12 protein-coding genes are annotated in these 14,016 nt (G+C 65.5%); 9 read left to right on the top strand and 3 right to left on the bottom strand.

What is annotated here, in order from left to right; translation table 11 throughout:
- Positions 1-88 precede the first annotated feature (88 nt).
- Genes ACE3SN_RS01975 through ACE3SN_RS01965 form a run of 3 tightly spaced genes read left to right on the top strand, consistent with a single transcriptional unit; the run spans position 89 to position 3,980 of the window.
- On the top strand, positions 89-1,459 hold the full coding sequence (locus ACE3SN_RS01975) for a DUF1254 domain-containing protein (RefSeq protein WP_374527062.1): 1,371 nt from the start codon (positions 89-91) through the stop codon (positions 1,457-1,459).
- On the top strand, positions 1,456-3,360 hold the full coding sequence (locus ACE3SN_RS01970) for a DUF3604 domain-containing protein (protein ID WP_374527061.1): 1,905 nt from the start codon (positions 1,456-1,458) through the stop codon (positions 3,358-3,360). The genes ACE3SN_RS01975 and ACE3SN_RS01970 overlap by 4 nt, the downstream gene beginning before the upstream one ends.
- A complete protein-coding gene (locus ACE3SN_RS01965; RefSeq protein WP_374527060.1) occupies positions 3,357-3,980 on the top strand; it encodes a nuclear transport factor 2 family protein in 624 nt (207 codons plus the stop codon). The genes ACE3SN_RS01970 and ACE3SN_RS01965 overlap by 4 nt, the downstream gene beginning before the upstream one ends.
- A 32-nt stretch (positions 3,981-4,012) precedes the next feature.
- Here the strand turns inward: ACE3SN_RS01965 and ACE3SN_RS01960 are convergent, their stop codons facing one another.
- From ACE3SN_RS01960 to ACE3SN_RS01950, 3 genes are read right to left on the bottom strand one after another with little or no spacing between them, the layout of a single operon-like run.
- Positions 4,013-4,825, bottom strand: a complete 813-nt coding sequence (locus ACE3SN_RS01960) for an SDR family NAD(P)-dependent oxidoreductase (RefSeq protein WP_374527059.1) — start codon at positions 4,823-4,825, stop codon at positions 4,013-4,015.
- The gene (locus ACE3SN_RS01955; RefSeq protein ID WP_374527058.1) at positions 4,822-6,516 is read right to left on the bottom strand and encodes an FAD-dependent oxidoreductase; all 1,695 of its coding nucleotides are present in this window, start codon (positions 6,514-6,516) and stop codon (positions 4,822-4,824) included. Before ACE3SN_RS01955 ends, ACE3SN_RS01960 begins: the two co-directional genes overlap by 4 nt.
- 35 nt (positions 6,517-6,551) lie before the next feature.
- Positions 6,552-7,325 (bottom strand): SDR family NAD(P)-dependent oxidoreductase, encoded by a 774-nt coding sequence (locus tag ACE3SN_RS01950; RefSeq protein WP_374527057.1) that lies wholly within the window; start codon positions 7,323-7,325, stop codon positions 6,552-6,554.
- Positions 7,326-7,466: 141 nt separating this feature from the next.
- On the opposite strand from ACE3SN_RS01950, the gene ACE3SN_RS01945 reads away from it, so the two are divergent.
- The 6 genes from ACE3SN_RS01945 to ACE3SN_RS01920 form a co-directional block, all read left to right on the top strand.
- Positions 7,467-8,228, top strand: coding sequence for an SDR family NAD(P)-dependent oxidoreductase (locus tag ACE3SN_RS01945; protein WP_374527056.1), 762 nt, complete (start codon positions 7,467-7,469; stop codon positions 8,226-8,228).
- 9 nt (positions 8,229-8,237) lie between these two features.
- Positions 8,238-8,939: a hypothetical protein gene (locus tag ACE3SN_RS01940; protein ID WP_374527055.1), complete on the top strand. Its 702-nt coding sequence runs from the start codon at positions 8,238-8,240 to the stop codon at positions 8,937-8,939.
- A gap of 151 nt (positions 8,940-9,090) precedes the next feature.
- Complete coding sequence (locus tag ACE3SN_RS01935; RefSeq protein WP_374527054.1) at positions 9,091-9,960, top strand: SDR family NAD(P)-dependent oxidoreductase; 870 nt, start codon at positions 9,091-9,093, stop codon at positions 9,958-9,960.
- 2 nt (positions 9,961-9,962) lie between these two features.
- Positions 9,963-11,555: an AMP-binding protein gene (locus ACE3SN_RS01930; protein WP_374527053.1), complete on the top strand. Its 1,593-nt coding sequence runs from the start codon at positions 9,963-9,965 to the stop codon at positions 11,553-11,555.
- Positions 11,552-13,219 carry a class I adenylate-forming enzyme family protein gene (locus ACE3SN_RS01925; protein ID WP_374527052.1) on the top strand — a complete coding sequence of 556 codons (1,668 nt, stop codon included), beginning with the start codon at positions 11,552-11,554 and terminating at the stop codon, positions 13,217-13,219. The genes ACE3SN_RS01930 and ACE3SN_RS01925 overlap by 4 nt, the downstream gene beginning before the upstream one ends.
- Position 13,220: 1 nt before the next feature.
- Positions 13,221-14,016 (top strand): amidohydrolase family protein (locus tag ACE3SN_RS01920; RefSeq protein ID WP_374527051.1); only part of this gene is annotated, 796 nt, incomplete at its 3' end.

Here is a 14,016-nt window from a genome sequence, read left to right as displayed (position 1 = left end):
ACTTCAATTACGCGAATGACGGTTGTTATGCAATCGGAAATCCGATATCGTAACATCAGATAACAAGTTCTACGCGAACGGAGGGGAAATGATCGCTCTGGCTGTCCTGGCGGCAACAGCTGCCGCTGCTACCTTGCCGGATGCTGCGCAATGCCAGGCAGCCGCGCTTGATCCCGAGGCGGCACTGGCGCAATCGGTCGGCTTGCAGGCCTATATCTACGGCTATCCGATGATCGATCTGCTCAAGCAGCAGTTCAACGAAACCCACCGCGTCGACCCGGCCCAGCCGGTTGCCGCACCGGTCAATGCCATCGCGGTCTATCCGCATGTCCTGACCCCCGCGACCCAGGGGCAACTGCGGGCTGCCAATGCCGATACGCTCTATCTGAACGCCTGGATCGACCTATCGCGCGGGCCGGTTTTGGTGGAAGTGCCGCAGATGGATCGGCGCTATTACACGCTGGCATTCATGGATCTCTATGCCAGGCCCTATCATCTCGGCACGCGCACGAATGGCGGCAAGGCCGCGCGCTATGCCTTGGTCGGACCTTCGGGCGGCACCGTGCCGGATGGTTACACCCCGTTCAGGTTGCCGACCGACACGGCCTGGATGCTCGGCCGGATCCTGGTGAGCGGGCCTGACGATGCGGGGGAGGCCCAGCGCATTGCCCACAGCATCGTCATGCGCGGACCCGCCGGCGCGCCGGTAACCGACGCGGCGCCGCTTCGCCCGTTCGACAACCTGGCCTATTTCGAACTGCTGAACCAGGCGCTGCGCAGCGTTCCCGCCAAGCCGGGCGAGGAAGCGCTGATGGCGACCTTCGATGCTGCCGGCTTCGGTCCCGCCAGCCGCTTCGATCCGGCCGCGCTCAGTCCCGCGCAGGCGTTGGGGCTGGGCTGCGCGCTGCGGATCGGACCGCAGGTGCTGGCCAAGCGCGGGTTCCGCCCGGCACGCATCCAGAACGGCTGGATGTGGTCCGGCGCGATGGCCAATCCCGGCAACGATTTCCTGCTGCGGGCAGAAGTGGCGCGCGGCGGCTATGTCAACGCGCCCGAGGAATCGATCTATCCCGCCGCGATCACCGACAACCGCGGCGAAACGCTGAACGGGGAGCGACAGTACCGCATCCGCTTTGCCAAGGGGGCACTGCCGCCGGTCGACGCGTTCTGGTCGATCACGGCCTATGACCGCGCCACTTCGCAATTGGTGGAGAACCCGATCCACCGCTACAACATCGGCGATCGCACCAAGGGTCTGAAATATGACAAGGACGGCTCGCTGACACTGTACCTGTCGGCAACGAAGCCCAAACAGGGCGCGTCCAACTGGCTGCCGGTTCCGCCGGGCACGTTCCATGTCGTCATCCGGATGTACCTGCCACGCCCGCAAGTGCTGGACGGGCAATACGAACTGCCCGCGATCGAACGGCTGGAACCGGCGGGGAGGCCGCAGCCTTGACTACCCGGCGCGCGCGCTGCCTGCTGGCGGCAGGCTTGCTGGCGACAGCGCTGGCGGCTTGCGACAAGCTGCCCGCGGGCCTTGGCGGCAAGACGCACAAACCTGTCCATCTGACCGAATATCCCGAACGCGTGTTCTGGGGCGATACCCACCTGCACACCGCGAATTCGCCCGATGCGTTCGGCTTCGGCAACCGGCTTGGCCCGGAAGAGGCATTGCGCTTTGCCCGGGGCGAGGAAGTAACCTCGACCATGGGGATCAAGGCCCGGTTGGCGCGCCCGCTCGACTTCCTGGTGATCGCCGACCATTCCGATGGCCTCGGCTTCGTCAAGGCGCTGGCCGATGCGCCGCGCTTCCTGCTGCCCAACGACAAGCTCAAGCACTGGCATGACATGTTCAATGCCGGGCCCGAGCAGTCATCGCGCGCAATGGCGGAAATGATCGACTTTGCCGGCAGCCCCGAGGCGAAGGGTCTCGTCGATCCAAAAAAGGTGGCCGAGCAGACCGCCTCGCTCTGGGCAGAGCATATCAAGACTGTCGAGGCTTATAACGAGCCGGGCAGGTTCACCGCCTTCTTCGGCTTCGAATATACGCTGATGCCCAGTGGCAATAATCTTCACCGCGTGGTGATGTTCCGCGATGGCCCCGACAAGGTCGGCAAGATCCAGCCCTTTACCACCGTGCAGGGCGATCGGCCCGAGGCGCTGTGGGACTATATGGACGCCTACGAGCACACCCAGCATGGCCATGTGCTGGCGATCCCGCATAACAGCAACGTCTCGAACGGGCTGATGTTCCAGCTGACCGGGCCAGATGGCGGTCCGATGACGGCGGCCCAGGCCCGGCGCCGCGCCGCTCACGAACCCCTGGTCGAAGTCACCCAGATCAAGGGCGACAGCGAGGCCCATCCGTTCCTTTCGCCGTCCGACGAATTCGCGGGCTTTGGCGTCGCTGGCTGGGACAAGGCCAATCTCAACGCCAAGCAGGCGACCACGCCCGATATGTATGGCGGGAACTATGTGCGCGAGGCGCTGAAGCGCGGGTTGATGATCGCGGACCGCACGGGCCAGAACCCCTACCGGTTCGGCCTGATCGGTTCGACCGACAGCCACACCGGGCTTGCCACGGCCGACGAGGACAACTTCTTCGGCAAGCACACCGGCAACGAGCCTACGCCCGAGGGCAAGGACCGCGTTGCCCCGGCGATGGACATGGGAACCGGTCTCGGGCGCTTCAACTGGCAGTATCTGGCGGGCGGCTATGCCGCCGTCTGGGCGCGCGGCAACACGCGCGAGGAAATTTTCGACGCGATGATGCGGCGCGAGGTCTACGCCACCACCGGCCCGCGCATGACCGTGCGCTTCTTCGGCGGCTGGGACTTCGCCGCCGGCGATCTCAAGGGCGACTGGGTCAGGGCCGGATACCGCCGCGGGGTGCCGATGGGCGGCGTCCTGCCGGGGCGGGGCAAGGGCGCGCCCAGCTTCATAGTCTCGGCGCTCAAGGACCCGATCGGCGCCAACCTCGACCGCGTCCAGGTGGTCAAGGGCTGGACCGATGCTGCCGGCAAGGCCCATGAAAAGGTGTTCGACGTTGCCTGGAGCTCGCCCGAAACGCGCCGCCCCGTAGGCGGCAAGGTGCCTGCCGTGGGTAACACCGTGAACCTTGCCGTGCCCAACTATGCCAATACCATCGGCGCGCCGAGCCTGGTCACCGTCTGGCGTGACCCCGAATTCGATCCGTCCCGCCGCGCATTCTATTACCTGCGCGTGATCGAGATTCCGACCCCGCGCTGGGTCGCCTATGACGCCGTGCGCTATCACCTGCGGCTCGCGCGGGAAATCCCGCTGATTTCGCAGGAACGCGCCTACACTTCCCCCATCTGGTACGAGCCCAAATCATGACCACACTCGAAGCCCGCATTGACCGCCTGGAATCGCTCGATGCGATCCGCCAGTTGCCCGCCAAGTATGCCCTTGCGCTCGACATGCGCGACATGGACGCGATGGTTTCGCTGTTCCCGGCCGATGTGCGCGTGGGCAAGGACGCATCGGGCCGCCAGGCGCTGCGGGCCTACATGGACCGCACCCTGCGTTCGCCCTTTACCGGCACGTCGCATCACATCGGCGGCCACGTGATCGAATTCGACGATGCCGATCATGCCCACGGCGTCGTTTATTCCAAGAACGAGCACGAAACCGGCGATGAATGGGTCATCATGCAGATGATGTACGTGGACGATTACGTCCGCCAGGACGGGCGCTGGCATTTCGCGCGCCGCCTGCCGCTCTACTGGTACGCGACCGATCTCAACAAGCCGCCGATCGGCGACAACAAGATGCGCTGGCCGGGCACCGAATGGGTGGAAGGCAACTTCCACAAGCTGTTCCCCAGCTATGCCGAATTCTGGGCGCGCGAGGGCGACAGCGGTACGCCGGTGGCAGAGCCTGCACCGCTGGAGAAGTTCCTTGAAACGATGCGCCGCGGCCAGTCCGCGCCCAAGGTCAAGGTGCGGGCGGACTGACCTGTAGATTTGCCGACCGGCGAGGGGGCTGCTCAGAAGTAGTAGCTCGCCCCGTTGGCGACCAGCACCGAACCGTTGACATAGCTGGCATCGTCGCTGGCGAGGAAGGCGACGGAGGCGGCGATTTCGGCCGGATCGGCCATGCGCCCCAGCGGTATCGCGGCTTCCATCGAGGCGATCCATTCGTCGGGAATGCCCTGCATCACCGGGGTGTTGGTCGGCCCCGGAGCAATCGCGTTGACGCGGATCTTGCGCGGGGCCAGCTCGCGCGCGAGTTGCCGGGTAAGCCCGATGACCGCCGCCTTGCTGGCGCAATAGTGCGCGCTGCCTTCGCCCGATTGTGCACTGGTGGAGCTGACGTTGATGATCGTGCCGGGATTGCCGTCGTCTGCCAGCACCCGCGCGAATTCGCGGCAGGTATAGAACGTGCCGTTGAGGTTCACGGCCATGACTCCGGCCCAGCCATCGTCCTGCATGTGGATCAGCTGGTCGACGATCACGTCCGACTTGCCCTGCTCGGCCAGCTGCGCGTTGCGCTGGGCCATGGCGCCATAGAACTCGTCCGAACCATCGTTGGCGGCGCGGCCGACCCCAGCGTTGTTGACCGCGATGTCGAGCCGCCCGAATGCCTCGCGCGCGGCCTTCACGGCGGCGGCGACCGAGGCGGAATCGGCGACGTTGCAGGCGAGCGCCAGGTCTGCGCCGCTGGCCTGCGCATCGGCCAGGTTCAGGTCGAGCGCTGCCACCTTTGCGCCATCGGCCATCAGCCGCTTGACGATGGCGGCGCCAATGCCGCGCCCCGCGCCCGTAACGAAGGCGGCGCGTCCTGCAAGGCGAAGGCTCATTCCTGGTTGCTCCCGGTCAGGTGGTTGGCGGCGATGTAGCCAAAGGTCAGCGCCGGGCCGATGGTGACGCCCGCGCCCGGATAGCTCTCGCCCATGGCCGATGCCGCGCTGTTGCCGATGGCGTAAAGCCCCTCGACCGGCTTGCCGTCCGCGGCGATCACCCGGGCCAGCGGGTCGGTTCTCAGGCCGCCGTTGGTGCCGATGTCGCCCGGATAGATCGGCATGGCATAGAACGGCCCCTTGTTAAGCGGGCGCAGGCACGGATTGGGGCTGACGCGAGGATCGCCGTACATCTTGTCATAGGCGGCCGCACCCCGGTGGAAATCGGGATCTTCGCCCTTGGCGGCATGGCTGTTGAAGCGCGCGATCGTGGCTTCGAATGGAGCCGTATCGACGCCCATTTCGCCCGCCAGTTCGGCGATGGTGCGGCCCTTTTTGAGGATCGTCTTGACCATGCCGTTCTGCGCCCAGTCCGGCACCAGCGGATAGAGCGGGCCGACCGGATAGTTGTGGCGATAGGTGTGGTCGAACACGAACCAGCTTGGGCTGGCATCGCCGTGATCGCGCTGCTGGCGCGCCATCTGCTGCCCGACGACGTGATAGGACGCCGCTTCGTTGAGGTAGCGCTTGCCTGACTGGTTGACCATGATGCAGCCCGGCAGGGCGCGTTCGATGGTGCAGAGGCGGCCGCGATCTTCGCCCGGAACGTAGAACACCGGCGCGGCCCAGGCCGACTGCATGTTCATCGTGTCGGCCCCGGCGGCCTGTCCGGCCCGGATCGCATCGCCGGTGTTGCCGCTGGTCCCGCCCGAATACTGGGCGCTGGGGTAAAGCGGGGCATGGGCATTGCGCATCGCCTGGTTCTTGTCGAACCCGCCGGCCGCCAGCACCACGCCCTTGCGCGCGCGGATGCGCAGCGGCTGGCCCTGATGGTTGACCCGCGCGCCGACCACCTTGCCGTCTTCGAGGATCAGCTCCTCCAGCGAGGTGCGCAGCCACAGCGGCACGTTCTGTTCATTGAGCGCCAGCCGCAGACCACCCGCCAGCGCATTGCCCAGCGTCAGGCGGCGGTCCTTGCGCGAGGTGAAGCGGAACGGCCAGTCCAGCCAATAGCGCGCCAGGCTCTTGGTGAGGTGCCAGAACCAGCCGGGGCCGCGGAACAGCAGCAGGTAGGTTTCGTCGAAATGCCAGTTGAGATAGCCGAACAGCGAGGCCGCCGGCGAGGCAAAGCGCAGCGTGCGCACATCCTTGCCCAGCCGCTTGCCATCGATCGGCAGCGGCATGTGTGTGCGATAGCCGGTGGGCGAGCCGCCCGGATTTTCGGCGTGGTAATCGGGATAGGGGAAGGCGTGGTAATCGATCTCGGTGTTGTCGCCCATCCAGCGCAGCATCTTGGATGCGTTGGTCACATAGGCGCGGATGTTCTCGTCAGGGACGTTGTCGGCCGATAGCGCGCGGACATACTTGAACGCGTCCTCGACATTGTCGTGAAACCCGGCGGCGGCGGCCTGGTCGCTGGCCGGGATCCAGATTCCCGCGCCCGAGGTGGCCGAGGTGCCGCCCCACAGCGCTTCCTTCTCGATGATCAGGACGTCGGCGTGGTTCTTCGCGGCGACCAGCGCGGACAGCATCCCGCCCGCGCCCGATCCGACGACCAGAACGTCGATTTCCTTGTCCCAGGCCTGGTTCATTTGCGCCGCTCCCGCCACCGTGTCTTGTTCGCCGCTCAGGACGGAATGTAGAGCTGGGCCGACTTGCCCCCGTCAACCGGCAGCGCCACGCCGGTGATATAGCTTGCCGCGTCGGACAGCAGGAAGACGATCGCTTCGGCGAGTTCTTCGGGCTTGCCGCCGCGCCCCATCGGGATCGCACCCGCCGTCTTGGCGGCGAGTTCGGGGGCCTTCTCGGCAAAGTCGAGCGTTGCGGCGGTGTTGACCTGGCCGGGCACCACGGCGTTGACGCGGATGCCCTGGGTTGCCCCTTCCATCGCCGCGACGGCAGTGAACTGGATCAGCGCGGCCTTCGAGGCCGAATAGCTCGAATAGTTCGGCATGGCCCGGATCGCCGTGGTCGACGAGATGTTGACGATCGAGCCCTTGCCCTGCTTCGCCATCACCGCCATCGCCGCCTTGGTGCCGACGAACACGGCATCGGCGTTGACGGCAAAGTCCTTGCGCCAGTGATCGAGCGTCAGGCGATTGATCGGGGCATAGTGGGTCGACATGGCGTTGTTGACCAGCATATCGAGCCGCCCGTGGCGCGCGGCCACATCATTGATCAGCCCGGTGAAGGCGTCGAAATCGGTCACGTCGAGCTGCACGGCTTCGATCTTGCCGCCGTCGGCTGCGATCTTTGCCTTGGCTGCGTCGAGCATTTCCTGGCGGCGGCCGCAGATCACCACCATCGCCCCGCGCCGGGCGAGCAGGGCGGCCGTGGCAAAGCCGATGCCGTCGCTGCCACCCGTGACGATGGCGACCTGTCCGATAAGATCCTGGCTCATGGCCTCTCCTGCAAATTGCGCGTTTGTTCGCCGCCGCGCGGCTGGAATCGAAACGCAATTGACGTAGCTAGGGGGTTTCTGTCAACCTAATGCGTAATTCAGAAATTCAAAAATTACGAATCCGTTGGGTAAAGAGGGGTTATGGCTAAACTTTCGCGCAAGGTGGCACTGGTTACGGGGGCAGGGCAAGGCGTCGGGCAGGGAATTGCACTGGCGCTTGCGGCGGAAGGCGCGGCGGTGGCCGTGACCGGACGAGCGCTGGCCAAGCTGGAGGCGACCTGCGCGCTGATCGCGGAACGCGGCGGCACCGCGCTGGCCGTGGTTGGCGATGTCAAGGATCCTACCAGCCTCGCCGCTATGGTCGAGCGGACGGTCGGCGACCTCGGCGGGCTCGATATCCTCGTCAACAATGCGCAGGAAGTGCCCAACGGCAAGTTGCTGGACGTCAGCGACGAGGCCTTCGTGGCCGGGTTCGAATCCGGTCCGCTTGCGACCTTCCGGCTGATGAAGCTGGCGCATCCGCATATGGTGGCGCGCGGCGGCGGGGTGATCGTCAACCTTGCCTCGTCGGCCGGGATCCGCTGGGACATGACCGGCTACGGCGCATATGGCGCGGTCAAGCAGGCGGTGCGGGTGCTGACCCGCGCGGGCGCGGCGGAATGGGGACGCGAAGGCATCCGCGTGCTGACCATTGCGCCCCACGCCGAAAGCCCCGGCCTCAAATGGTGGATCGCGAACAACCCGGACGAGGCCGAGGCCTTTTTCCGCACGATCCCGCTGGGGCGGATCGGCAAGCTGGAGGAAGACATCGGCCGCGCGGTGGCGGCGCTGTGCGGGCCGGACATGGCCTACCTCACCGGCGCAACCATCCCGCTCGATGGCGGGCAGGCCAATTTCGACTGAGCGGCGACGATGGAAAAGCTGATCTGCCTGCTGTGGCGCGAGGATGGTGCCGACCGGGACGCGTTCAATGCGCGCGTGCTGTCAGAGCTGCCCGGCGCACTGGCCGCCGCCGGGGTGAGCGGGATTCGCATCAACCTGGAGGACGAGATCGCCGCGCGCGGCGCCCATCTGCGCCAATCGCGCGGGGGCGTCCAGCACGACGGCGTGGTCCAGTTCTGGCTACCCTCGGCCAATGCGCTGTTTCGCGCGGCCATTGATGCGGCGCTGGCTGCCGTCTGCGCACGCTGGACGGGTTGGGTGGTGGCCGAATCCACGATCATTCCCAATACCCTGCATCCCGCCCGCGCCGGGCAGCGGACGGCGGGCTGGGCGCAGCTGGCCTTCCTCGTGGTGCCGCCCGGGATGAGCCATGCCGACTGGCTGTGCTGCTGGCAGGACGATCACACCCGCGTGGCAATCGAGACGCAAGCGAACTTCGAATATGTCCAGAACCTGGTGGTGCGTCCGGTGATCGATGATGCGCCGCCCTATGTCGCCATCGTCGAGGAATGCTTTCCCGAGGCCGCGCTGACCGATCCTTTCGTGTTCTTCGACGCGGTCGGCGATCCGGCCCGGTTCAAGGTCAATCTCGACCGGATGATGACCAGTTGCGACCGCTTCATCGTACGCGGCTCCATCGACGTGATCCCGACCGGCCAATACACCTGCTAGGCGGAGGCAAGGCGGGCGATGGCTGCGCGTTGCGAGGCTCTGACGTATCGCTGTAAGCAAAATGCGTAGATAATTGTTGTTTGAAATTCGCAAAACATCGCCTATCGTGCATGGTAACACGATAATGCGTCGAATCGAGGGAGAGTGAACCGTGACGGCAAGAGTCGCGCTTGTGACCGGGGCAAGCAGAGGTGCAGGACGCGGGATCGCGCGTGGCTTCGGGGAACTCGGTTATACCGTTTATGTTACCGGTCGCACGGTTGCGCCGGGTGACGCCAAGGGTTGGGATGGTTCGGTTCTGCCGGGCACCGTTGCGGAAACCGCTGCCGAAGTGACCGCTGCGGGCGGCAAGGGCATTGCCGTGATGTGCGATCACAGCGACGATACCCAGGTCGCCGCGCTGTTCGAGCAGATCGAGCGCGAACAGGGCCGGCTCGACGTGCTGGTCAACAATGCCACCTACATCCACCACCAACTGATCGAGAAGAAGCCGTTCTGGGAAAAAGAACTGGCCGCTGCCAATATCCTCGATGTCGGGCTGCGCTCGGCCTACGTGGCCAGCTGGCATGCGGCGCAGATGATGGTCAAGCAGGGCAGCGGGATCATCGCGTTCGGTTCCTCGTTCGGCGGCTCGTGCTACATGCACGGTCCGGCCTATGGCGCGCAGAAGGCGGGCGTCGACAAGTTTGCCCATGACATGGAGCACGATCTGCGCGGTACCGGGGTCGTAACCGTATCGATCTGGATGGGGCCGCTGGTGACGGAACGCTCGCTGATCGCGCGCGAAACCAATCCCGAGCAGTACGAAGGCTTCATCGAAACGGCTGAAAACCCGGAATTTACCGCCCACATCATCGACGCGATCGACCGCGCGCCCAACCGCGACGAGCTGTCGGGACAGACGCTGATCGCGGCGGAAATCGCGCAGCAGCTGGGCGTTACCGACCGCGGCAACGTGCGTCCGTCCTACCGCGAAATGCTGGGCAGCCCGCGTCCCAAGAATCCGGCGGCGGTCTATTGACGATGGCGGGCCAGTTTCACCTTGCCGACCTGTTCGAAACGGTGGCGGCCACCGTGCCCGACCGGATCGCGATCATTTCGGATTCGCGCAGCGAAACCTATGCCGAATTGAACGAACGGGCGGGGCGGCTTGCCGCCGGACTGGCCGCGCACGGGATCGGGCGCGGGGACACCATCGGGCTGTACCTGATGAACAGCGCCGAACATCTCGAAGCATTCATCGCCGCGATCAAGCTTGGCGCGGTGCCATTCAACGTGAACTACCGTTACCGCACGGAAGAACTGCTCTATCTGTTCGGCAATGCCGAAGCGGCGGCGATCATTCACGGGGCCGAATTCAGCGACATCGTTCGCAAGCTCCGTCCCGACCTGCCCAAACTTCGCCTCAGCGTTGCCGTGAATGACGGCAGCGGCGCCGACACTGCCGGGTCATTGGCCTTCGAGGAACTGGTGCAGACCCCGGCCGCCGGGCCTTACGCGCGCAGCGAAGACGACATCATCCTGACCTATACCGGCGGGACCACGGGCATGCCCAAGGGCGTGATGTGGCCGCACAAGGCCTTCCTGTTCGCCTGCGCGGGCGGGGCGGGCTATTTCAACCCGTTGGGACCGCTCGACCGGCCCGAGGGCATCGCCGAGAGGGCCCGGCAGGGCTATCCGCTCAAGATGTTCCCGCTGGCGCCGCTGATGCACGCGGCCGCGATCTGGTCGACCTGGTCGGGCCTGCTCAACGGGCTGACGATCGTCCTCGACGAGGCGCGCAGCTATGATCCGGTTGCCGTGCTCGACAAGATCGAGCGGCTGGGCGTCAACATCGTCCAGCTGGTCGGGGATGCGATGGCGATCCCGATCCGCGATGCGCTCGATGCGCACCCGGGGCGCTGGAACCTGGCGGCGCTGGTCAATTTCGGCTCGGGCGGGGCGGTATTCTCGGCCCACGTCAAGGACGGCATCCGCCGGCATCTGCCTGCCAGCTGCAACATCAGCGACGGCATGGGCTCGTCCGAGACAGGCATTGCGGGGCAGGCCGCCGCCAGCAGCGAAGGCGTGATGCGCCTGCCGGCTGGCGAGGCGCAGCAGGTCGTGGTCGATGATCGCCTGACGCAAGTCGGCGAAGCCGGCCTGATCGCGCGCTCGGGTCATACGCCGGTCGGCTATTTCGGCGATCCGGTGAAGACGGCGGAAACCTTCCGCCGGATCGATGGCAAGCTGTGGGCGGTGTCGGGCGATGCCGGGCGGCTCGACGATGATGGCATGATCACGATGTTCGGGCGCGGATCGACCTGTATCAACACCGGCGGGGAAAAGGTGTTTCCTGAAGAGGTCGAGGAAGCCCTGCGCGCGCACCCGGCGATCTATGACGCCGTCGTTGCCGGTCAGAAGGACGATCGCTGGGGCGAGCGCGTGATCGGCGTCGTTTCTTTGCGCGAAGGCGCGGCCCGGCCCGAGCTGGCCGAGGTCAAGACCTTCCTTGGTGAGCATCTTGCCGGTTACAAGGTGCCCAAGGCGCTGGTCTGGGTCGATGCGGTGCGCCGCTCGCCCGCCGGCAAGCAGGACTACCGTTGGGCCAAGGAAGTGGCGGAAAGCGCGCAATGAGCCAGATCGATCCCGTATTCGCCGCCGTCACGGCCCCCGGCACCCCGTTCGAAATCGCCGAGCGCGACGGCCTGCGCCAGTTCGTCAACGCTGCGCCCGATCTCAATTTGATGATCGAGGTCGCGCGGCGGCATGGCGACAAGACCTTCCTGGTCGATTTCTCCTCGAACGGCGAGGAACGGCGCCTGACCTTCGAGCAGGTCTTCGCCTGGCGCGACCAACTGGCACCGATGCTGCACATCGCGCGCGGCGAACGGGTGGCGATCTGCATGCGCAACCGGGCCGAATGGATCGTCGCGTTCCTGGCGGTGATGAAGGCGGGCGGGGTTGCCGCGCTGCTCAACAGCCGGGGTTCGCCAGCCGAACTCGTCGCGATGCTCGACGATGTCACCCCTGCGCTCGTCCTGGCTGACAGCCAGCGCGCCGCACTGATCCGCGAGGGCGGCTACAGCGGGCGGATGCTGGACCTGACCAGGCCGTTCGAAGGTCAGGAAATCGAGCGCCGCTCGCACGAGCCGCTGCCTGATCCGGGCGTTGCCAAGGCAGAGGATCCGTGCGCGATCCTGTTCACGTCCGGCACCACCGGCCGCGTCAAGGGCGCGGTGCTGACCCATCGCAGCCTGATCACCGGGCTGATGGCGACGCAGCTGACCGGGGTGATGGTGTTGCACAACATGGCCCGCGCGCATGGCGTTCCGGTCGAAACGATCCTGGCCAACCTGCCGCAGCAGGCCGCCTTGCTGGTCTATCCGCTGTTCCATGTTTCGGGCCTCGGTTCCGCCTTCCTGTCGCCGCTGTTCGCCGGTTCGAAAGTCGTAATCATGCGGCGCTGGGACGCGGACGAGGCGATCCGCCTGATCGAGTGCGAGCACATCACCCAGTTTTCGGCCGTGCCGACCATGCTGTGGGACATGCTGCACAAGGCGAAGCTTGGCACGGCCGACATTTCATCGCTGCGCAATGTCGCCTCGGGCGGGCAGGCGCTGCCGGTCAACCTGCTCGACGAGATCCGCGCCGCCTGTCCGCAGGCGGTGATGGGAACCGGCTATGGCATGACCGAATGTTCCGGCGCGATCGCACAGGCCGTGGGCGAGGACTTCATCCGCAACCGTGCTTCGGCGGGCCGCGTGCTGCAACTGGCCGACATGCGCACCGTCACACCCGATGGCAAGGTCACTGGCCCGGGCGAAAGCGGCGAGATCCAGGTGCGCGGCGCGATGGTCATGCAGGGCTATTGGAACCGGCCGGAGGAAACCGCCGCCGTGTTCACGGCCGATGGCTGGCTGCGCACCGGCGACGTCGGCTACATCGACGCGGAAGGCTATGTGTTCATCGTCGACCGGGTGAAGGACATGGTCATTTCCGGCGGCGAGAACATCTATTGCGCCGAGGTTGAGCGGGTGATGGGCGAAATGCCCGGCATCGGTGAATGTGCGGCCTTCGGCGTGCCGGACGAGCGCCTTGGCGAACTGCTGGTCGCGGTGGTCGTCGGCGAGGGGCTCGACGAGCGCGCGGTCAAGGAATGGGTCGGCGAGCGGCTGGCCCGCTACAAGGCGCCGGGCCGGGTCGTATTCTCGGACCAGCCGCTGCCCCGCAACGACGTTGGCAAAATCAACAAGGTCGCGCTGCGCGCTGCCTGGTCCAAACTATCCGGAGACAACTGACATGGGCATGCCCAAGGACATCAAGATCATCGACTGCATGCTGGGCATTCCCGAGGCGGAGGACCGTTCGGACTGGTTCACGGCATTCCGTCCGCTGATCAAGGACGAGCAGACCCTGCAGCAGTTCTCGATGCCGGCGCAGTACATGTTCAAGGACGTGCCGCAGACCGGCCACGCCGACGACTACGTCAAGTGGACCGTCGAGCAGATGGACAAGCACGGCATCGAGAAGGCGCTGGTCGGCTGGAATGACAACGACACGTCGCGCCGGGCCAAGGCGCTCTATCCGGACCGGTTCTTCTTCGACCTGCCGTGCGATCCCAACAAGGGCATGGAGGAAGTGCGCCGGATCAAGCGCATCCATGCCGAGGTGGGGCTTTCGGCGATCAGCGTGTTCCCCGCAGGTACGCTGCCGCAGGTGCCGATCAACCACAAGTACATGTTCCCGCTCTATGCCTGCGCGGTCGAACTGGACATTCCGATCCTGCTCAACGTCGGCATTCCGGGGCCGCGCATCCCAATGGAAACCCAGAAGGTCGAACACCTCGACGAAGTGTGCTGGTTCTTCCCCGATCTCAAGATCGTGATGCGCCACGGGGCCGAGCCGTGGGAAGCGCTGGCCGTGAAGCTGATGCTCAAGTGGCCGAACCTCTATTATTCGACCAGCGCGTTTGCGCCCAAGCACTATCCCAAGGCGATCATCGACTACGCCAACACGCGCGGCGCCGACAAGATCATCTACGCGGGCTATTTCCCGATGGGCCTCAGCCTCGACCGGATCATGAGCGACATGGAAA

Origin of the sequence: Novosphingobium sp., from assembly GCF_041915465.1 — a bacterium.
Taxonomy (GTDB): Bacteria; Pseudomonadota; Alphaproteobacteria; order Sphingomonadales; family Sphingomonadaceae; genus Novosphingobium.
The sequence above is the reverse complement of the archived record's forward strand: the minus strand, read 5'-3'. Positions and strand labels throughout refer to the sequence as shown.

Coding starts and splice junctions, on each gene's coding strand:
- ACE3SN_RS01975 (WP_374527062.1), top strand. CDS start 89: ATGATCGCTCTGGCTGTCCTGGCGGCAACAGCTGCCGCTGCTACCTTG.
- ACE3SN_RS01965 (WP_374527060.1), top strand. CDS start 3,357: ATGACCACACTCGAAGCCCGCATTGACCGCCTGGAATCGCTCGATGCG.
- ACE3SN_RS01960 (WP_374527059.1), bottom strand. CDS start 4,825: ATGAGCCTTCGCCTTGCAGGACGCGCCGCCTTCGTTACGGGCGCGGGG.
- ACE3SN_RS01955 (WP_374527058.1), bottom strand. CDS start 6,516: ATGAACCAGGCCTGGGACAAGGAAATCGACGTTCTGGTCGTCGGATCG.
- ACE3SN_RS01950 (WP_374527057.1), bottom strand. CDS start 7,325: ATGAGCCAGGATCTTATCGGACAGGTCGCCATCGTCACGGGTGGCAGC.
- ACE3SN_RS01945 (WP_374527056.1), top strand. CDS start 7,467: ATGGCTAAACTTTCGCGCAAGGTGGCACTGGTTACGGGGGCAGGGCAA.
- ACE3SN_RS01940 (WP_374527055.1), top strand. CDS start 8,238: ATGGAAAAGCTGATCTGCCTGCTGTGGCGCGAGGATGGTGCCGACCGG.
- ACE3SN_RS01930 (WP_374527053.1), top strand. CDS start 9,963: ATGGCGGGCCAGTTTCACCTTGCCGACCTGTTCGAAACGGTGGCGGCC.
- ACE3SN_RS01925 (WP_374527052.1), top strand. CDS start 11,552: ATGAGCCAGATCGATCCCGTATTCGCCGCCGTCACGGCCCCCGGCACC.